The organism is Paenibacillus sp. FSL R7-0333, assembly GCF_038000365.1.
Classification (GTDB): Bacteria; Bacillota; Bacilli; order Paenibacillales; family Paenibacillaceae; genus Paenibacillus_AQ; species Paenibacillus_AQ silagei.
Genome location: NZ_JBBOBZ010000001.1, coordinates 7483480 through 7503133, shown reverse-complemented (window position 1 = coordinate 7503133; position 19654 = coordinate 7483480). Strand labels below are relative to the sequence as shown.

The following is a 19654-nucleotide window of genomic DNA, read 5'->3' as shown; positions in this document are numbered from 1 at the left end:
CATCCACAGGTTATGCACATATAAACATTTTGCCAAATCGCGATGTGCACAATTTTGTGTATAAGTCGGCCTTTATCCACAGAGTTGTCCACAATTTGTTAAGAACGAATATTTGTTCGTTGTACAATGGGCATAGAAGAAGGGAAGATGCATTTGAATACCAGGCTTGAAGAACTGCCGGCGGAGGAGCGGGCCATTCATGAACATTGGATGACAGAAGCGATAGGAGAAGCCCGCAAGGCCGAGGCCTTGGGCGAAGTGCCGATTGGTGCCGTGGTCGTCCACGAAGGCCAAATTATAGGCCGCGGATATAATCTGCGTGAGACGACGCTTGACTCCACTGCCCATGCGGAGATGGTAGCGATCCGGGAAGCCAGTACAGCCCTGGGCTCCTGGCGTTTGCTCGATTGCCAGCTCTATGTTACCTTGGAGCCTTGTCCTATGTGTGCAGGAGCGATGGTGCAGTCCAGGGTGCCGCTCACCGTGTATGGCACTCCAGATCCCAAAGCTGGCTGTGCAGGGACCTTGATGAACCTGCTGGAGGAATCTCGCTTTAATCACCGTACAGAGGTCATCCAGGGCGTGCTGCAGGAGGAATGCGCGGAGCTTCTGACCTCCTTCTTCCGCAAGCTGCGGAAGCGGCCTGCGAAGCTCTAGAACGCCCATTAACACTTATATTATGCTCATAAGGAGAATGCCAGATGTCGTACAAGCTGTATAACAATGCACAGGGGATCTATCTCTCGCTGCTGGAGCTTACGGATGCCGAAGGGCTGCTTAGCCTCCGTCTGCGTAACCGAACCGCACACCAGCAATTTGAGCCCCTGCGCAGTGAAGACTACTTCACCCTGGAGAGCCAGCGGCAGCTGATTAACCAGCGTATCCTGGATGCGCAGCAGGACAGCGCGTATATGTTCGGGATTTATCTGCTCAGCGGTGAGCTGATCGGCCAGATTACGATCTCCAATGTAGTGCGGGGAGTCGGACAATTCTGCGATATCGGCTATATGATCGATCATGAGCAGCAGGGGCAAGGCTATACCAGTGCCGCCGTACACCTGATCCTCGGGTATGCCTTCCGCTCTCTGGGGCTTCACCGGGTACAGGCTGCCATTCTGCCCCATAATACCGGTTCACGCAGAGTGCTGGAAAAGAACGGCTTCCAGGCCGAAGGACTCGCGCGCCGTTTCATCCGGATCAACGGCGAATGGCAGGATCACTGCACCTACGCCATTCTGGCTGAGGAGTTCCTGCCAGAGGGACAGGAATCCCCTTAACCTTCATATATCCACACAAAAACCCGTATGAGCGAAATTTGCTCATACGGGTTTTTGGCGTGCGGAACTATGGTATTAATAAGTACCCGTACCTGTGCTTCCGAACTGTTGCTGCAGCTCTTCCAGAGTAATGACATCATCGCCTTGCGGAATGCCAATCTTGAAGGTCTGCTTCTCATTGATCTTGCTGTACTGGTTGCTTGCATTCATGGATAAGGTAACGTTCTCACCCTTGTCAGGATCATTAACCTTGATGTCCATCAGCATATCCTGGTATACCGGATAGTCATCTTTATTAACCGCTGTATTCAGGTGGAACTGGTTAATGGTAAGATACTTATTCAGATCGGCCAGGCTCTTATCAAACTCGGCACGTGCTTCGCTGGATTGCAGCTCTTCCTTGGCTTTGGCCAGGTCAGCAGAGTCAACCTGCAGCAGATCTTTATATTCATCCTTACTCAGAATATCCATGATCTTAGGCAATGCGTTGTTCACGAGGATCGTAAGCGCCTCTTTGACATTATCATTGGTTACCTTGAATTGAACCACCTGCTTGGCATCCACGCCTTCAGGCAGGCCGGCATCCTTAGGTTTGATATTGTTGAAGTATTTCGCTTCATCATACTCACCCAGCAGCGTATTCATCACTTCATTCGACAGCTTCTGCACTTTCTGTGCATCCATCTGTGCAGGATTGAATTCAGTTCCCTGCTCTTCGGCCAGCTTCTTCAGATCCACCTCTACGAATTTATTGACAATCGTCTCAGGAATCGGCAGGAACGGAATCGAAGGCACTTTGACGTACAGCTTCTGTCCGGACATAACCATCGGAACCGTGAAGGACATAGCCATATCCCCCTTCAGATTCAGAACCGTTGTAAGCTCTGTCTGCATCGGCTCAGCCTGATAGACTCCATCAATCGTAAGCTCTGCATTCTTAAGCATGCTTAGAATCTGACCCGTCGAAGCGTCAGCCTCATTAGTACCGGTGTCTATCGTCAGATCGTTAATGACCACCTTACTCTTCATTTCGTAAGATGTCATAGCTGTAGCTTTGGCTGCAGCTGAAGTCAGAGCCTCCTTCGGCTCCTCTTTCTTTGCACATCCCGGCAGAATTACTGCAGCAGTTAACAGTAACGCGGCAGCGGATAACCCCCACTTTTTGTTCATTATTTTTCTCCTCTCCCATGTAAAAAACTTTTTCCCCTCCCTAATGATAAACCATTTGGCAATTATGAGAAACATTTCTCAGTAATTTCGTTCCATTAGCCTATCAGCCCTGAGGATTATTGTGGTCCACATGGTTGGCCTGCTTCACCTTTTTAGACCCGGACAATGGCTCAGGACCCGATGAATGATGCTCCTTGCGGGGCTCCTGATTGTCCTGCTGTACGCCGGGTACAGGCATGCTCTTGGGTTTGCTCACTTCGATTACCTCCTATGGATTAGTTAAGCCCTGAAGGGCCTGTGCGCACTCATGAATCTGTCTCGTATACTGCTGTGCCAACAGCTGAACAGCATCTAACTGCTCATCCGCGTGTACCCCGGCCTGTTCGGCGTCAAGCAAATCTACAGCAACCTCGCGGCTATCCACATAGGTGCAGCGGAAATCCAGAGAATACCCCTGCCGTCCCGCTGCATTGAAATGGATGAGCAGACTGTTCTGGTTCGCCGCATCCCCCTGCACACTGAAGCTGTCCCCACTCTCCATCAGTTCCGGCAGCCTCTCCTGCCAGGCAGACACCAGACTCTGCTGATCTACTTGCAATTGTCGGTCCATCTTTATTATCAGCCTCCTTCTCTAATACATTGCGGAGAAAGACGGCTTTTTATTCCCGTTGGAACCGCTTCTGTGAAAAAGAGGCCTTGGCAAACAAAAAAACCGTCCTCCTGAGAGAACGGCTTCTATCTGCACTTATTTAGATGTAAAGGAATGGCGGAGAGGATGGGATTCGAACCCATGTGGGCTTGCACCCTAACGGTTTTCAAGACCGCCCCGTTATGACCGCTTCGGTACCTCTCCAATGCACTGAAATTTCACATGCAATAGGAATTATACCACGCCCCGCAAATAATATGCAACTATTATTATTGAGTTGTTTTTGCAGAAATGGATTTCACATTACGCATATACGGCTGCAGGCATTCCGGAATCAGCACACTTCCGTCCTCCTGCTGGTAATTCTCCAGAATAGCTGCTACTGTACGCCCTACAGCCAGGGCGGAGCCATTCAGCGTATGCACGAATTCAGGCTTCGCCTTCGGCTCCTTGCGGTAACGGATGTTGGCCCGGCGTGCCTGGAAGTCCTCGGTGTTGGAGCATGAGGAGATCTCGCGGTACATACCGCTCTCAGGCAGCCACACCTCAAGGTCATACGTCTTGGCAGAGGTGAAGCCCATATCTGCCGTACAGAGCAGCAGGACGCGGTAGGGCAGTCCCAGAAGCTGCAGGACGCGCTCAGCATCGGCTGTCATCTTCTCCAGCTCCTCATAGGAGCTCTCCGGGCTGGCCAGCTTCACCAGCTCCACCTTGTTGAACTGATGCTGACGGATCAGACCACGGGTATCGCGTCCGGCAGAACCGGCTTCCGAGCGGAAGCAAGAGCTATAAGCCACATGATACTTCGGCAGATCGCCAGCCGTCATAATCTCTTCACGGTAATAGTTCGTCACAGGCACTTCCGCCGTAGGAATCAGATAATACTCTGTATCCCGCAGCTTGAACAGATCCTCTTCGAATTTGGGCAGCTGTCCCGTTCCATAGAGGCTGTCCTTATTAACAATATAAGGCGGCAGCATCTCTTCATAGTTATGTTCCCCGCTGTGCAGGTCCATCATGAAATTGATCAGGGCACGTTCCAGTCTGGCACCCAGTCCTTTATAGAAGACAAACCGGGAACCCGTAACCTTCGCCGCTGCCTCAAAATCAATGATATCCAGCTGCTGCGCCAGCTCCCAGTGGGATTTCGGAGTGAAGCCAAGCTCTGTAGGCTCTGACCAGCGGCGCACTTCGACATTGTCCGCCTCGGAGGTACCTACCGGTACCGATTCATGCGGAATATTCGGGATGCTCATCGTCAGCTCGTCAATTTTGGCCTCAAGCTCGCGCACTTCATCATCCAGTTCTTTGATCCGGTCCGACACCGTACGCATTTCTGCGATCAGATCATCAGCCGGTTCCCCGTTCTTCTTCTTCTTGGCTACGTCTCCGGACACAGTGTTCCGGCGGTTCTTGAGCCCTTCCGTTTCCTGAAGCAGCTCACGGCGGCGCTGATCCAGCGCCGGGAAGCCGGCAATCAAATCCAGCGACTTTCCTCTTTTATTCAGTGCCTCTTCTACTCTTGCATAATCGCTGCGCAATACTTTAACATCTAACACAAAGTTTCCCTCCTGAAAACAGCCCAAACTCTTTCAAAATGCTGTTTTGTTTGCAGCTTTGAAAGAGTCAAAGTGTCCTTATATGCGGTTCTATAGATTGGCTGCAATACGGTCCTCTACCATGTCGGCAAAATATTGATGCAGCCTGTAATCATCAGTCAATTCCGGGTGAAAAGAGCAGGCCAGCAAATTGCCCTGGCGAGCGGTTACAATCTCATCCTTATAGAGGGTAAGCACCTCGACATCAGGCCCCACCTCGTCAATAAGCGGAGCGCGGATAAATACCGCCCGCACAGGCTCAGCAATCCCCTTAACCTCGAGATCACATTCAAAGCTTTCCCGCTGGCGGCCAAAGGCATTCCTGGCCACGGTAATATCCATCAGCTCCAGATGACCGGCCTCGTCTCCGGCAATCCGCTTCGCCAGCACGATCATCCCGGCGCATGTGCCGAAAATAGGCTTCCCTTGACCCGCGAACTCACGAACAGCCTCAATAAAGCCATATTTGCGCATCAATTTGCCAATCGTTGTACTCTCACCGCCGGGAATGATCAGACCATCTACCCCGTCTAACTCCTCTACACGCTTAATAGGGAGGCCCTGCGCGCCGGTCTTCTCAATACTGACAATATGCTCTGTAACAGCGCCTTGAAGCGCTAACACTCCAATTCTCATCCGGAAGCCTTCTCTCTATTATCGGCCGCGTTCCGACATGCGTTCAGCCGGGGACAACGTGGCGATATCAATCCCCTTCATCGGAGCGCCCAGATTCTTGGATACTTCAGCAATCAGCTTGTAGTCCGTGAAGTGGGTTGTCGCTTCGACGATGGCACGGGCGAACTTCTCAGGATTGTCCGATTTGAAAATCCCTGAGCCGACAAACACCCCATCAGCACCCAGATGCATCATGAGCGCGGCATCGGCAGGCGTAGCTACACCACCGGCAGCGAAATTAACGACAGGCAGCTTGCCCAGCTCGTGAACCTCCAGCAGCAGCTCATACGGAACACCCAGCGTCTTAGCTTCATGATATAGCTCATCAAGCGAGAGGCCGGTCACCTTGCGGATCTGGCTGTTGATATGGCGCATATGGCGGACAGCCTCCACGATGTTGCCGGTTCCCGGCTCACCCTTGGTGCGGATCATGGAGGCCCCTTCGCTAATCCGGCGCAGCGCTTCCCCAAGATCCTTGGCTCCGCATACAAAAGGAACCGTGAATTCGCGTTTGTTGATATGGAACACTTCATCGGCAGGAGTTAGCACTTCACTCTCATCGAGATAGTCTACACCCAGAGATTCTAGAACCTTGGCTTCCACATAGTGACCGATCCGCGCTTTAGCCATTACAGGGATACTCACTACCTTAATAACCTCTTCTACAATAGTAGGATCGGCCATACGTGCGACACCACCCGCAGCGCGGATATCAGAAGGTACACGCTCCAGGGCCATTACGGCTACTGCGCCTGCGGCCTCGGCAATTTTCGCCTGCTCTGCATTCATGACGTCCATAATGACGCCGCCCTTTTGCATTTCTGCCATGCCTCTTTTGACTCGCGATGTTCCTGTTTCCATATCTACGCCTCCCGTTAGATCTAACCTAATCTAACATGTTATTTTACCGCAAGGCTGTAATATATACAACCTATTTACTGGGATTTTGTCGTGAAGCTAGTACCTGTGCACCTGTTAAGGTTAGAACAGATTTTTAATTCCTTTGAACAGATCACCGAAAAAATCACCTATGGCTCTCAGCAGCAGCTTGAACCAGCCCGCCTTCTCCGCTTCCTCGGCAGTAATCAGGTTCACCGTCTTCTCTTGCGTCTGATTCATTCCTTCAATCTTATAGGAGTACGTGACCTTACCTACCTTACTGGCTCCGGCAATCGGTGCGACCAGCGTAGCCGGATCATTCGTGACCACAGTGGTCTTGATCTGAGGCGATACAGTACCCTTAGGGACCATGAACGTTACACCAGCATCCGTTACTACGGATACCTCTTTATTCTTGCCCTTCAGCACAGGCACAGTCTCAGTGCCGGCAATCACAGCCTTGGGCGCAACTACCTGCTTAATCTCGAAATTATTGAAGCCAAAATCCAGCACCTTCTTCGTTTCGGTGAAACGGTGGGCCTCAGAGTCCGCTCCCATAACTACGCTGATTAGACGCATGCCGTCACGCACCGCAGTACCCGTGAAGCAATTACCGGCGTTAGTGGTATGTCCTGTCTTCAGTCCGTCCAGGCCCGGATAAGCGTATGCCTTGAAATTGGGGATATTCTTGTTGGCTTCCAGCATCCAGTTGTAGTTAATCATCGGCTTCGAATCACGCTCGCGGAATTTATACGATTGAATTGTCGTAAAATCTGTAAACTCCGGATGATCGGTGACAATATATTTGGCCAGAATCGCTGCATCCATCGCAGACATTACCGTCTCACGGTCCTCTTCAGGCCGGTATTTAGCAGGCATGTCCTTCCGGTCCAGACCGGTGGAATTAATGAAATAAGCCTTCTTCATGCCCATCTTCTGTGCGGTCTCATTCATCTGGGTCACAAACTGCTGCTCCGAGCCAGCTACCAGTTCAGCCAAAGCAACTGTAGCATCATTGGCAGAGCCTACCGCCATCGCTATGTAGAGTTCTTTAACCGTATGTTCATCGCCCGCTGCCAGAAAAATCCGAGACCCGATCTGCTTGGACGCATTCTCCTGTATAATGACCTTTTGATCCCAGGAAATCTTGCCGCTATTCACCGCTTCAGTTACAAGGTATTCTGTCATCATCTTCGTCATACTCGCCGGAGGCATAGGCTGATCCGCATTAAGCGAGAGCAGAACCTCACCCGTTGTAGGCTCAATCAATACTGCCGATTTCAGCTTCAGTCCGAGAGATTCCACGCTTGGAATCTTGGCTACTGCCGTCTTGGCAGGGGTAGCTGCCGCCTTGGTTCCAGCCTCGGTTGTAGCCGGTTTATTTACTGCCTCTGCCATCGCAGAAGCCGCAGGAAATGCCAACATATTTAAAAGCAGACCTACTGTCGCTGTCTTAATCACAATTTGCTTACTGCTAAGTTTTCGCTTGGCCTTCAATGATTAACTCTCCTTTAATCCTCAAATCAGTGCTTGTTCTATTCTAACACAGGGGTATCTGCAAAAAAAGACAGACAGGACGAATTCGTCCCGTCTGTCGGCAAAATAAGTGATTCTCTCCGGTTTATAGAGAATAGTTCGGGGCTTCCTTGGTGATCTGGACATCATGGGGATGACTCTCACGCAGGCCTGCCCCAGTGATACGGATGAACGAGGTATCATTGCGAAGCTCTTCTAACGTCTTCGTTCCGCAATAGCCCATACCGGAGCGCAGTCCGCCGATCAATTGGTGAACCGTGTCAGACAATGGCCCTTTAAAAGCGACTCTGCCCTCAATGCCTTCCGGTACCAGCTTCTTATCATCATCCTGGAAATAACGGTCTTTACTGCCCTGCTTCATGGCGCTCATGCTGCCCATGCCGCGGTATACCTTGTACTTACGTCCCTGGTAGATTTCCGACTCTCCCGGGCTCTCTTCCGTACCGGCGAACAGGCTTCCCATCATGACTGCAGCAGCACCGGCAGCGATGGCCTTGGTAATCTCTCCGGAGTACTTAATGCCTCCGTCTGCAATCACCGGAATGCCGTATTCACGGGCTACTGTCGCACAATCGTAGATCGCGGTAACCTGCGGAACGCCTATACCGGCAATTACGCGGGTAGTACAGATAGAGCCTGGACCAATACCCACCTTGATTACAGAGGCTCCTGCTTCAATCAATTCCCGGGTAGCTTCGCCTGTAGCCACATTACCGGCTACGATGGTTAGGTCAGGATAAGTCTCGCGCAGCTTACGCACTGCATCGATAATATTGATGTGATGGCCATGTGCGGAATCCACGGTAATCAGGTCCACACCGGCTTTTACCAGTGCTTCAGTCCGTTCCAGCGTGTCCTTGGAGATCCCGATTGCCGCTCCAACCAGCAGACGTCCGTGAGCATCCTTGGCACCGTTGGGGAACTGGATAGCTTTCTCTATATCTTTAATAGTAATGAGACCTTTGAGAATATTATGCTCGTCTACCAGCGGCAGCTTCTCAATCTTGTGGCGCTGCAGAATGCCTTTCGCTTCCTGAAGAGTGGTTCCTACAGCAGCTGTAACGAGATTCTCATGAGTCATCACTTCTTTGATCTGAATATTGAAATCATGGATGAAACGCAAGTCGCGGTTCGTCAGAATACCGACAAGCTTGCCCTCTTCATCTACGATAGGCACACCCGAAATGCGGTATTTGCCCATCAGAACTTCAGCATCGGATACCCAGTGGTCCGGCGTAAGTGAGAATGGATTGGTAATAACCCCGCTCTCTGAGCGCTTCACACGGTCCACCTCTTCTGCCTGCTGCTCCACGGACATATTCTTATGAATGATGCCGATCCCGCCCTCACGGGCGATAGCAATCGCCATAGCGGCTTCTGTGACTGTGTCCATACCTGCACTCATCAAAGGGATATTCAGCTTCACATTCTTGCTGAGTACAGTGGTTAAGTCCACTTCCTTAGGCAATACCTCGGATTTACGCGGAACCAGCAGCACATCATCAAAAGTGAATCCCTCTTTACCAAACTTATCTTCCCACACCTGGGTCATTCCTCCTCTAAATTCTTTTCTCTACCCGCCCGCCAACTTATGAATAAAGAAACTCCTGCGTCAAGTCCATACCCGATAGACAGCAGTAGAGGCCTGGGAGTTATACATAATTGTGTCTTCTGTTAAGGTTTGAGAGGCTTGTCCAAAAATATATTATTGTCCATCTTAGCAAAGGGCATTTGGCCTGTCAAGAATATTACACCGCTCTGTGAAGGGATTAGGCAATCCGCCCTCCGGTAAGCGAATTCTTGGACTAAAGTCCGTCTCCAGTGGACAATAGAACAAATTTCGGCTGCACCACCGGATATACAAAAAGACCACTGTTGATTTCTCAACAGTGGTCTTGTGTGCTTGGCAACGTCCTACTCTCCCAGGACCCTTCGGTCCAAGTACCATCGGCGCTGGAGGGCTTAACGGTCGTGTTCGGGATGGGTACGTGTGGAACCCCTCCGCTATCGCCACCAAACGGGCATTTACAGCGTAAATGCTTCAGGAATTTGATTCCTGAAAACTGAATCCGAAACGAATCTGCGTCTGCCCTTCTTACGGAGCCCCCGGAAAGTACTCGGAATCCGCTTCGTCAGCTTCATCTTCACTTTTTGGGGTAGTCTTTGGATAAGCCCTCGACCGATTAGTATTGGTCAGCTCCATGCATTGCTGCACTTCCACCTCCAACCTATCTACCTCGTCGTCTTCAAGGGGTCTTACATACTGGGAAATCTCATCTTGAGGGGGGCTTCACGCTTAGATGCTTTCAGCGCTTATCCCGTCCGTACGTAGCTACTCAGCCATGCTCCTGGCGGAACAACTGATGCACCAGCGGTACGTCCATCCCGGTCCTCTCGTACTAAGGACAGCTCCTCTCAAATTTCCTGCGCCCACGACAGATAGGGACCGAACTGTCTCACGACGTTCTGAACCCAGCTCGCGTACCGCTTTAATGGGCGAACAGCCCAACCCTTGGGACCTACTTCAGCCCCAGGATGCGATGAGCCGACATCGAGGTGCCAAACCTCCCCGTCGATGTGGACTCTTGGGGGAGATAAGCCTGTTATCCCCAGGGTAGCTTTTATCCGTTGAGCGATGGCCCTTCCATGCGGTACCACCGGATCACTAAGTCCGACTTTCGTCCCTGCTCGACTTGTAGGTCTCGCAGTCAAGCTCCCTTATGCCTTTGCACTCTGCGAATGATTTCCAACCATTCTGAGGGAACCTTTGAACGCCTCCGTTACTCTTTAGGAGGCGACCGCCCCAGTCAAACTGCCCGCCTGACACGGTCCCCGTACCCGCTAAGGGCACTAGGTTAGAACCTAGATACGATCAGGGTGGTATCCCAACGGCGCCTCCGCAGAAGCTTGCGCTCCTGCCTCCACGGCTCCCACCTATCCTGTACAGATCGTACCCAAATTCAATATCAAGCTGCAGTAAAGCTCCATGGGGTCTTTCCGTCTTGTCGCGGGTAACCTGCATCTTCACAGGTATTAAAATTTCACCGGATCTCTCGTTGAGACAGCGCCCAAGTCGTTACGCCATTCGTGCGGGTCAGAATTTACCTGACAAGGAATTTCGCTACCTTAGGACCGTTATAGTTACGGCCGCCGTTTACTGGGGCTTCGGTTCACAGCTTCGGATTGCTCCTAACCGCTCCCCTTAACCTTCCAGCACCGGGCAGGCGTCAGCCCGTATACTTCGCCTTACGGCTTCGCACAGACCTGTGTTTTTGCTAAACAGTCGCTTGGGCCTTTTCACTGCGGCCCCCTCGGGCTATTCACCCTACCGAGGCACCCCTTCTCCCGAAGTTACGGGGTCATTTTGCCGAGTTCCTTAACGAGAGTTCTTCCGCGCGCCTTAGAATTCTCTTCTCGCCTACCTGTGTCGGTTTGCGGTACGGGCACCTTCTCCTGACTAGAGGCTTTTCTTGGCAGTGTGAGATCATGACCTTCGCTACTATAATTTTCGCTCCCCATCACAGCCCAGCCTTACGATGTGCGGATTTGCCTACACACCAGCCTCACTGCTTAGACGGACATCCATCAGTCCGCGTCACTACCCTCCTGCGTCACCCCATCGCTCATAGCGGATTACGGTGGTACAGTAATTTCAAACTGTTGTCCTTCGACTACGCCTGTCGGCCTCGCCTTAGGTCCCGACTTACCCTGAGCGGACGAGCCTTCCTCAGGAAACCTTGGGCTTTCGGCGGATCAGATTCTCACTGATCTTTTCGTTACTCATACCGGCATTCTCACTTGTATACTCTCCAGCGCTCCTTACGGTACACCTTCAACGTATATACAACGCTCCCCTACCCCAGATACAAAGTATCTAGCCATAGCTTCGGTGGTGTGTTTAGCCCCGTTACATTTTCGGCGCAGAGTCACTCGACCAGTGAGCTATTACGCACTCTTTCAATGGTGGCTGCTTCTAAGCCAACATCCTGGTTGTCTGTGCAACTCCACATCCTTTCCCACTTAACACACACTTGGGGACCTTAGCTGATGGTCTGGGCTGTTTCCCTTTTGACAATGGATCTTAGCACTCACTGTCTGACTCCCGGCAAGAAGTAAATGGCATTCGGAGTTTGACTGAGCTTGGTAACCCTTGCGGGCCCCGCACCCAATCAGTGCTCTACCTCCACCACTCCATTCACCGAGGCTAGCCCTAAAGCTATTTCGGGGAGAACCAGCTATCTCCGAGTTCGATTGGAATTTCTCCGCTACCCCCACCTCATCCCCGCATTTTTCAACATGCGTGGGTTCGGGCCTCCAGTGCGTGTTACCGCACCTTCACCCTGGACAGGGGTAGATCACACGGTTTCGGGTCTACGTCCACATACTTAGTCGCCCTATTCAGACTCGCTTTCGCTGCGGCTCCGGCTTCTCACCTTAACCTTGCATGTTAAACGTAACTCGCCGGTTCATTCTACAAAAGGCACGCCATCACCCATAAAAAGGGCTCTGACTTTTTGTAAGCACACGGTTTCAGGTTCTATTTCACTCCCCTTCCGGGGTGCTTTTCACCTTTCCCTCACGGTACTGTTTCACTATCGGTCGCCAGGTAGTATTTAGCCTTAGCAGATGGTCCTGCTGGATTCATACGGGGTTTCACGTGCCCCGCACTACTCGGGATCCGTCTCGGAGAGAACACAGTTTAGGCTACAGGGCTTTTACCTCTATCGCGGGCCTTTCCAGACCTCTTCACCTACCATATTCCTTTGTAACTCCATGTGAGACGTCCCACAACCCCAAGAGGCAAGCCCCTTGGTTTAGGCTGTTCCGCGTTCGCTCGCCGCTACTGACGGAATCACTATTGTTTTCTCTTCCTCAGGGTACTTAGATGTTTCAGTTCCCCTGGTCTGCCTCTACATTTCCTATGTATTCAGAAATGAGTAACTGCGAATTACCACAGCTGGGTTTCCCCATTCGGACACCCCCGGATCAAAGCTTGCTTACAGCTCCCCGAGGCAGTTTCGTTGTTCGCCACGTCCTTCGTCGGCTCCTGGCGCCTAGGCATCCTCCGTGTGCTCTTAGTAGCTTAACCTCGATTTTTCCTTTAGGAAAATATCGGACAATGAATTTCTTCAACGCCTGTATTTCCATCCAGATCATCGTTGCATCGCCATTAATTCAAAACTTGTTTACACAAGTTCAGCTTAAAGGAATGTTCTAAAACGCAAATTCGTTTCGGTATCCAGTTTTCAAGGATCAAGGTAAAGATGAGAGCTTAAACTCTCAAAACTGACCAACGAGTGAGTAACTAGCCGACCGGCTAGATTTAAGATTTGAATGTTTCCGTTGCAGGAAACGATTCTCCATAGAAAGGAGGTGATCCAGCCGCACCTTCCGATACGGCTACCTTGTTACGACTTCACCCCAATCATCTACCCCACCTTCGGCGGCTGGCTCCCTTGCGGGTTACCCCACCGACTTCGGGTGTTGTAAACTCTCGTGGTGTGACGGGCGGTGTGTACAAGACCCGGGAACGTATTCACCGCGGCATGCTGATCCGCGATTACTAGCAATTCCGACTTCATGCAGGCGAGTTGCAGCCTGCAATCCGAACTGAGACCGGCTTTGCTGGGATTGGCTCCACCTCGCGGCTTCGCTTCCCGTTGTACCGGCCATTGTAGTACGTGTGTAGCCCAGGTCATAAGGGGCATGATGATTTGACGTCATCCCCACCTTCCTCCGGTTTGTCACCGGCAGTCACTCTAGAGTGCCCAGCTCAACCTGCTGGCAACTAAAGTCAAGGGTTGCGCTCGTTGCGGGACTTAACCCAACATCTCACGACACGAGCTGACGACAACCATGCACCACCTGTCTCAACTTTCCCCGAAGGGCACCTGATGCATCTCTGCTTCGTTAGTTGGATGTCAAGACCTGGTAAGGTTCTTCGCGTTGCTTCGAATTAAACCACATACTCCACTGCTTGTGCGGGTCCCCGTCAATTCCTTTGAGTTTCAGTCTTGCGACCGTACTCCCCAGGCGGAGTGCTTACTGTGTTAACTTCGGCACCAAGGGTATCGAAACCCCTAACACCTAGCACTCATCGTTTACGGCGTGGACTACCAGGGTATCTAATCCTGTTTGCTCCCCACGCTTTCGCGCCTCAGCGTCAGTTACAGCCCAGAAAGTCGCCTTCGCCACTGGTGTTCCTCCACATATCTACGCATTTCACCGCTACACGTGGAATTCCACTTTCCTCTTCTGTACTCAAGTCACCCAGTTTCCAGTGCGACCTCAGGTTGAGCCCAAGGTTTAAACACCAGACTTAAATAACCGCCTGCGCGCGCTTTACGCCCAATAATTCCGGACAACGCTTGCCCCCTACGTATTACCGCGGCTGCTGGCACGTAGTTAGCCGGGGCTTTCTTCTCAGGTACCGTCACTCCGGCAGCAGTTACTCTACCGGACGTTCTTCCCTGGCAACAGAGCTTTACGATCCGAAAACCTTCATCACTCACGCGGCATTGCTCCGTCAGGCTTGCGCCCATTGCGGAAGATTCCCTACTGCTGCCTCCCGTAGGAGTCTGGGCCGTGTCTCAGTCCCAGTGTGGCCGTTCACCCTCTCAGGTCGGCTACGCATCGTCGCCTTGGTGGGCCGTTACCCCACCAACTAGCTAATGCGCCGCAGGCCCATCCCCAAGCAGCAGATTGCTCCGCCTTTCATTCTTCTCTCAGGAGAAAAAAGAAATTATCCGGTATTAGCTACCGTTTCCGGTAGTTATCCCAGGCTTGAGGGCAGGTTGCCTACGTGTTACTCACCCGTCCGCCGCTAAGTCTGAAAGGAAGCAAGCTTCCTCTCAAACTCCGCTCGACTTGCATGTATTAGGCATGCCGCCAGCGTTCGTCCTGAGCCAGGATCAAACTCTCCAAATTGGTATTTAGAAAGAGCGATTGCTCATTTTGAAACATCTGACGAGAATTTACATTCTCATTTTTGGATCTCGCCAAAGCGATCTCCGATACTCACTCGTTGTTCAGTTTTCAAAGATCAAGCTCGTTGTTAGCGACGATGTTGTCGTCACCAGCAACTCTTATAATATATCACATCCAGCCGATCAATGCAAGCTCTTTTTTAACTTCTTGTTCGAGCCAGGCGTTGATGTTTCGCGGCCAGAAATAGAATATATCATGGATAGAGATTCATTGCAAGTATTATTTCTAAATCATTTAACCAGAGTATTCAATCCCCGATGCCAAGAGAACTGCCTGAGCAGCTCCCTTGGTTATCCGGGTCTGGAATCAGAGAAATCCTCAGTCTTTATTACGCATATGAGGGAACAGCAGCACGTCACGGATAGATGCTGAGTTGGTCAGCAGCATGATCAGACGGTCTACACCGATACCCAGTCCGCCTGTTGGCGGCATGCCGTACTCCAGAGCACGGATGAAATCATCATCCATCTCATGGGCTTCATCATTGCCCTGCTCTTTCTCGTGAATCTGTGCTTCGAAGCGCTGACGCTGGTCAATCGGATCATTCAGCTCGCTGAACGCATTGGCATGCTCGCGGGCCACAATGAACAGCTCGAACCGGTCGGTGAAGCGCGGGTCCTCTTCATTCTTTTTGGCAAGCGGTGAGATCTCTACAGGATGTCCCATTACGAATGTCGGCTGAATCAGCGTCTCTTCCACAAACTGCTCGAAGAACGCATTCAGGATATGTCCAAAGGTCATATGCTTCTCTACCGGTACCCGGTGTTCCTTAGCCAGAGCCTGTGCTTCTTCATCCGTCATCTGAACACCGAAGTCTACTCCGGTTACTTCCTTAACGGCATCCACCATAGTAACGCGGCGCCAGCCTGGAGACAGATCCACTTCCTGTCCTTGATAATTAATTATCTGGGAGCCCAGCACCTCGCTGGCAATATGAGCGATCAGGCTCTCTGTCAGATGCATAATGTCCTTGTAATCCGCATACGCTTCATACAGCTCGATCATTGTGAATTCCGGATTATGGCGTGTTGAAATACCCTCATTACGGTATACACGGCCAATCTCATAGACTTTCTCCAGACCGCCGACGATTAGACGCTTCAGGTGCAATTCGATGGCAATCCGCATATACAGCTGCATATCCAGCGTGTTGTGGTGGGTAATAAACGGACGGGCCGCTGCTCCGCCAGCGATGGCATGCAGGGTCGGAGTCTCCACCTCTAAATAGCCCAGCGAGTCCAGATAACGGCGCATCGACTGGATAATCCGTGAACGCATGATGAAGGTCTGCTGTACCTCAGGGTTAATGATCAGGTCCACATAACGCTGACGATAGCGGAGCTCTACATCCTTCAGACCATGATACTTCTCGGGAAGCGGAAGCAGGGACTTGGACAGCACCTCAAGGTTATCCACTTTAATAGAGGTTTCGCCGGTCTTTGTCTTGAACAGGGTTCCCCGGATACCGACGATATCGCCAAGATCAAGGATCGTGAAGGCTGCATATTGCGACTCAGGGATACTGTCCTGGCGCACATAGATCTGGATTTTGCCGCTAAGGTCCTGGATGTGAGAAAAGCTTGCCTTGCCCATGACCCGTTTCGCCATAATGCGTCCGGCCACACTAACCTCCAGCGCCAGCTCGTCCAGCTCTTCCTTGGTTAGCCCGTCGTATTTGGCCAGAAGATCGCCAGCAGCAGCGGTACGCTCATATTTCTTGCCAAACGGATCGATCCCGAGTGCGCGGAGCTCGTCCAGCTTGCCCCGGCGGATCTGCAGCAATTCACTTAATTCATTCTCTGTAGCTTCGACGTTGTTGATTTCTTCCGTCATGTTCTTCATCCTCTCTTACTCACTATACAAAAGAAGAAACGGCTCCGCCCCGATCTTGCGGACAGTCCGTTCCGGTACAAGGTACAAAATATAAGCTGTATGTGTTCACCCATATTTTACGGCTGGCTGTAACTTTGAAAAAAGCTTCCCTAAGGAAGCTTTCGGAACCGTTTTACTTCATTTTGATATCAAGAATTTTATATTGAATGACGCCTGCAGGGACACTAACATCCACAATCGTACCAATCTTCTTGCCGATGATCGCTCTGCCTACAGGGCTCTCATTGGAAATTTTGTTGTTCAGCGGATCGGATTCGGCAGTACCCACGATGGTGTATTCCATAATGTCGCCATACTCCATATCTTCAACGTTCACCGTTACTCCGATGCTTACCACATCTGTCACGATCTCATCGCTATTAATAATACGGGCATTGCGGAGCATCTTCTCCAAAGTAAGAACCCGTCCTTCAATGAAGGCCTGTTCATTCTTCGCGTCTTCATATTCCGAGTTCTCACTGATATCTCCGTAGCCGATGGCCACTTTGATACGTTCCGCTACCTCGCGGCGTTTAACGGATTTGAGGAACTCCAGTTCTTCTTCCAGACGCTTAAGTCCGTCCGGTGTAAGGATGACTTCTTTATCGCTCATCTTAACCGATTCTCCTGTCGTATACATTTATTGAAAACACCATACTATATGCGAATCCGGAGGGATCAGAACCCTCCTTCACCATTGCTCCTGCTGTAACGGCGATTTTATACTGTGAAATTATATTGGAACCGCTACAAAATGTCAATGACGCCCCATATAATGTTTAGCAATAATCAATAAAGCACACAGGAACGGGGCTTAGTCCCAGGAATATGTGAGGCTCATACGGCAAAAAGCTCGCTATCCGCGCTGTTCTGCTCCTCATCCTGCTTAAGCTGACCGACAAAATCATTCAAAATCCGCACCATCTCGTCACGTTTAGTTTCTTCCATAATAACGTCCTTCACGCGGGCTGCCGCCTTAAAGCCCTTCAGATACCAGGCCAGATGCTTGCGCATCTCGCGGACAGCCACAGCTTCACCCTTAAGAGCAATCAGGCGGTCCATATGAAGAATCGCTACCTTAATCTTCTCTTCAGCTCCAGGCTCAGGCATCAGAACACCGGTATCCAGATACTGAATCGTCCGGTACAGCATCCACGGGTTGCCCAGTGCACCCCGCCCGATCATTACACCGTCACAGCCGGTCTGGTCCAGCATCGCCCGCGCATCCTCCGGCGTATTCACATCGCCATTGCCGATTACCGGGATCGATACTGCCTCTTTAGCCATACGGATATAATTCCAGTCAGCGCGTCCCGTATAGAGCTGCTCGCGGGTCCGCCCATGTACGCTGACCGCCGCTCCGCCGGCCCGTTCCACCGCACGCGCATTCTCTTCAACGAAGATATGCTCGCTGTCCCAGCCGATCCGCATTTTCACGGTGACCGGTTTGTCCACGGCCTCCACTACTGCGGATACCATCTCATAGATTTTGTCCGGATTCAGCAGCCAGCGTGCTCCGGCATCGCATTTGGTCACCTTGGGCACCGGACAGCCCATGTTAATGTCGATGATATCGGCATTCGTCTCTTTATCGACAATTCTCGCCGCATCCACCAGCGACTCCCGGTCCCCGCCAAAAATCTGCAGGCTCAGCGGTTTCTCACGCTCATCAACAAACAGCATCTCACGCGTACGCTGGTTGCCATGTACAATCGCTTTGCCGCTAACCATCTCCGCACAGACCAGGCCAGTCCCGAATTCCTTGGCAATCAGACGAAATGCCGGGTTACATACGCCAGCCATAGGCGCCAGCACGACCTGATTCTTCAATTCAATATCACCAATCTTCAGCATGGCCCAATCACTTCCCTACCTTAATTTGTAACGTTCAGCCCGGTCTTAGGGTGCCGGATGGGCCAATTCCTCTACTGTCACTTCCAGAAAATCCGCAATTTTATTTAAAATTTGATCTTCCAAACGTCTGTTGCCCCGCTCCACTGCGCCAAGCACAGCAAGTGATATTCCGACAGAATCCGCCAGTTCCTGCTGCGTGTAGCCCTTCAGCTTCCGGAACGCTCTGACCCGCATTCCCATACGTTTGTTGTCCACAGGCGAATTCCTGCCTTTCCGTCTATGTCTTGCAGCGCTGTTGTAATTAATCTGCGGAATCCGGAAGACTCTTCGTTCTGCGATAAGATATCGCTGAGCGGCAGAAGGACAAACGCCCGCTCCAGCATCCTCGGATGAGGCAGCGTCAGATCCGGGGTGTCCAGGGTCAGCCCCTCTACCCACAGCAAATCCAAATCTACCGTTCTCGGTCCATACCGCACATCCCGGACCCGGCCTAACTGGGTCTCCGTGTCCAGCATCACATGAAGCAGCTCCTCCGGTGCTAGTGTGGTGCGCAGAACAGCCGCCATGTTAAGAAACTGAGGCTGATCCAGATATCCGACAGGCTCCGTCTCGTAGACCCGGGAGGTGCGCATAACTTCAATCTTGTCGTGATGCTCCAGCCGGTGCAGGGCTTCTCTCAAGGTGCCTTGACGGTCACCCAGGTTAGCCCCTAAAGCAATATAAGCCTCTGATGCCTCAGAGGTGGAAGGTATGTTCATCAGTCTGTCTCACTTTCTCGTCCGGCGCAATTCTACAGTGACTCCCTGGAAATGAATATCAAAAGGAGGATGCGGCTTGGTCACCTGGACCGTTACTGCATTGATAACAGTATAAGTGTCCAGTAACCCGGATGCAATATGTTCCGCCAAAGCTTCTATCAGCTTGAAGGACTGGGTTTCGACAATTTTTTTGACCAAAACATGAACTTCAGCATAATTCACAGTCTGCTCCAGATCATCGCTGAGCCCTGCTCCCTGCAAATCAAGCTCCAGCTCAAGGTCGATATAATAACGTTGTCCGAGCTTCCGCTCCTCTTCGAACACTCCGTGGTAACCGTAGTACTCCATGCGGTGCAGCTTCATTTTATCCATTAAGGGTACCTGCCTTCTCTTGAAGAA

16 protein-coding genes, 1 tRNA gene and 3 rRNA genes are annotated in these 19654 nt (G+C 51.4%); 2 read left to right on the top strand and 18 right to left on the bottom strand.

All coding sequences use genetic code 11. The features are described from left to right. Positions 1-153: 153 nt before the first annotated feature. Both tadA and MKY86_RS32345 read left to right on the top strand, forming a co-directional pair. Positions 154-657 carry a tRNA adenosine(34) deaminase TadA gene (gene tadA / locus MKY86_RS32350; protein ID WP_268748444.1) on the top strand — a complete coding sequence of 168 codons (504 nt, stop codon included), beginning with the start codon at positions 154-156 and terminating at the stop codon, positions 655-657. A gap of 44 nt (positions 658-701) precedes the next feature. Further along, positions 702-1277 (top strand): GNAT family N-acetyltransferase, encoded by a 576-nt coding sequence (locus tag MKY86_RS32345; RefSeq protein WP_076084817.1) that lies wholly within the window; start codon positions 702-704, stop codon positions 1275-1277. Between the two features lie 75 nt (positions 1278-1352). On the opposite strand, the gene MKY86_RS32340 is transcribed toward MKY86_RS32345, so the two are convergent. The 18 genes from MKY86_RS32340 to folB form a co-directional block, all read right to left on the bottom strand. Continuing rightward, positions 1353-2447, bottom strand: a complete 1095-nt coding sequence (locus tag MKY86_RS32340) for a DUF6612 family protein (RefSeq protein ID WP_076084814.1) — start codon at positions 2445-2447, stop codon at positions 1353-1355. 103 nt (positions 2448-2550) lie between these two features. Then, on the bottom strand, positions 2551-2703 hold the full coding sequence (locus MKY86_RS32335) for a small acid-soluble spore protein P (RefSeq protein WP_076084811.1): 153 nt from the start codon (positions 2701-2703) through the stop codon (positions 2551-2553). Between the two features lie 12 nt (positions 2704-2715). Beyond that, on the bottom strand, positions 2716-3057 hold the full coding sequence (locus tag MKY86_RS32330; RefSeq protein ID WP_036724411.1) for a hypothetical protein: 342 nt from the start codon (positions 3055-3057) through the stop codon (positions 2716-2718). 154 nt (positions 3058-3211) lie between these two features. After that, a tRNA-Ser gene (locus tag MKY86_RS32325) sits at positions 3212-3300 on the bottom strand. Positions 3301-3365: 65 nt separating this feature from the next. Continuing rightward, positions 3366-4655, bottom strand: a complete 1290-nt coding sequence (gene serS / locus MKY86_RS32320; protein WP_076084808.1) for a serine--tRNA ligase — start codon at positions 4653-4655, stop codon at positions 3366-3368. A 90-nt stretch (positions 4656-4745) separates the two neighbouring features. Beyond that, positions 4746-5330, bottom strand: a complete 585-nt coding sequence (gene pdxT, locus MKY86_RS32315) for a pyridoxal 5'-phosphate synthase glutaminase subunit PdxT (RefSeq protein WP_076084804.1) — start codon at positions 5328-5330, stop codon at positions 4746-4748. Between the two features lie 18 nt (positions 5331-5348). After that, the gene (gene pdxS, locus MKY86_RS32310; protein WP_036724406.1) at positions 5349-6230 is read right to left on the bottom strand and encodes a pyridoxal 5'-phosphate synthase lyase subunit PdxS; all 882 of its coding nucleotides are present in this window, start codon (positions 6228-6230) and stop codon (positions 5349-5351) included. A 120-nt stretch (positions 6231-6350) separates the two neighbouring features. Next, on the bottom strand, positions 6351-7745 hold the full coding sequence (locus tag MKY86_RS32305) for a D-alanyl-D-alanine carboxypeptidase family protein (protein ID WP_076084800.1): 1395 nt from the start codon (positions 7743-7745) through the stop codon (positions 6351-6353). Between the two features lie 124 nt (positions 7746-7869). Further along, positions 7870-9327 (bottom strand): IMP dehydrogenase, encoded by a 1458-nt coding sequence (gene guaB / locus MKY86_RS32300; protein ID WP_076084859.1) that lies wholly within the window; start codon positions 9325-9327, stop codon positions 7870-7872. 358 nt (positions 9328-9685) lie between these two features. After that, positions 9686-9802 (bottom strand): 5S ribosomal RNA (gene rrf / locus MKY86_RS32295). A gap of 145 nt (positions 9803-9947) precedes the next feature. Continuing rightward, a 23S ribosomal RNA gene (locus tag MKY86_RS32290) occupies positions 9948-12873 on the bottom strand. Positions 12874-13150: 277 nt separating this feature from the next. Then, positions 13151-14711: ribosomal RNA gene (locus MKY86_RS32285) — 16S ribosomal RNA — on the bottom strand. The 16S, 23S and 5S rRNA genes sit together here, the layout of an rRNA operon. Before the next feature lie 378 nt (positions 14712-15089). Next, positions 15090-16604: a lysine--tRNA ligase gene (gene lysS, locus MKY86_RS32280; protein ID WP_076082836.1), complete on the bottom strand. Its 1515-nt coding sequence runs from the start codon at positions 16602-16604 to the stop codon at positions 15090-15092. A gap of 172 nt (positions 16605-16776) precedes the next feature. Beyond that, a complete protein-coding gene (gene greA / locus MKY86_RS32275; RefSeq protein WP_036696487.1) occupies positions 16777-17256 on the bottom strand; it encodes a transcription elongation factor GreA in 480 nt (159 codons plus the stop codon). 224 nt (positions 17257-17480) lie between these two features. Further along, positions 17481-18497: a tRNA dihydrouridine synthase DusB gene (dusB, locus tag MKY86_RS32270; protein ID WP_036723910.1), complete on the bottom strand. Its 1017-nt coding sequence runs from the start codon at positions 18495-18497 to the stop codon at positions 17481-17483. A 45-nt stretch (positions 18498-18542) separates the two neighbouring features. Beyond that, positions 18543-18752 carry a helix-turn-helix domain-containing protein gene (locus MKY86_RS32265; RefSeq protein WP_036696484.1) on the bottom strand — a complete coding sequence of 70 codons (210 nt, stop codon included), beginning with the start codon at positions 18750-18752 and terminating at the stop codon, positions 18543-18545. Continuing rightward, positions 18704-19255, bottom strand: a complete 552-nt coding sequence (folK, locus tag MKY86_RS32260) for a 2-amino-4-hydroxy-6-hydroxymethyldihydropteridine diphosphokinase (RefSeq protein ID WP_036723913.1) — start codon at positions 19253-19255, stop codon at positions 18704-18706. The genes MKY86_RS32265 and folK overlap by 49 nt, the downstream gene beginning before the upstream one ends. A 9-nt stretch (positions 19256-19264) precedes the next feature. Next, entirely contained in the window at positions 19265-19627 is a 363-nt protein-coding gene (folB, locus tag MKY86_RS32255) for a dihydroneopterin aldolase (RefSeq protein WP_076082833.1), read from the bottom strand. Between the last annotated feature and the right edge of the window lie 27 nt (positions 19628-19654).

Bases quoted from the DNA above. Each gene is read 5' to 3' on its own strand.
- MKY86_RS32345 (WP_076084817.1), top strand. From the start codon at position 702: ATGTCGTACAAGCTGTATAACAATGCACAGGGGATCTATCTCTCGCTG.
- MKY86_RS32340 (WP_076084814.1), bottom strand. From the start codon at position 2,447: ATGAACAAAAAGTGGGGGTTATCCGCTGCCGCGTTACTGTTAACTGCT.
- MKY86_RS32330 (WP_036724411.1), bottom strand. From the start codon at position 3,057: ATGGACCGACAATTGCAAGTAGATCAGCAGAGTCTGGTGTCTGCCTGG.
- pdxT (WP_076084804.1), bottom strand. From the start codon at position 5,330: ATGAGAATTGGAGTGTTAGCGCTTCAAGGCGCTGTTACAGAGCATATT.
- pdxS (WP_036724406.1), bottom strand. From the start codon at position 6,230: ATGGAAACAGGAACATCGCGAGTCAAAAGAGGCATGGCAGAAATGCAA.
- lysS (WP_076082836.1), bottom strand. From the start codon at position 16,604: ATGACGGAAGAAATCAACAACGTCGAAGCTACAGAGAATGAATTAAGT.
- greA (WP_036696487.1), bottom strand. From the start codon at position 17,256: ATGAGCGATAAAGAAGTCATCCTTACACCGGACGGACTTAAGCGTCTG.
- dusB (WP_036723910.1), bottom strand. From the start codon at position 18,497: ATGCTGAAGATTGGTGATATTGAATTGAAGAATCAGGTCGTGCTGGCG.
- folK (WP_036723913.1), bottom strand. From the start codon at position 19,255: ATGAACATACCTTCCACCTCTGAGGCATCAGAGGCTTATATTGCTTTA.
- folB (WP_076082833.1), bottom strand. From the start codon at position 19,627: ATGGATAAAATGAAGCTGCACCGCATGGAGTACTACGGTTACCACGGA.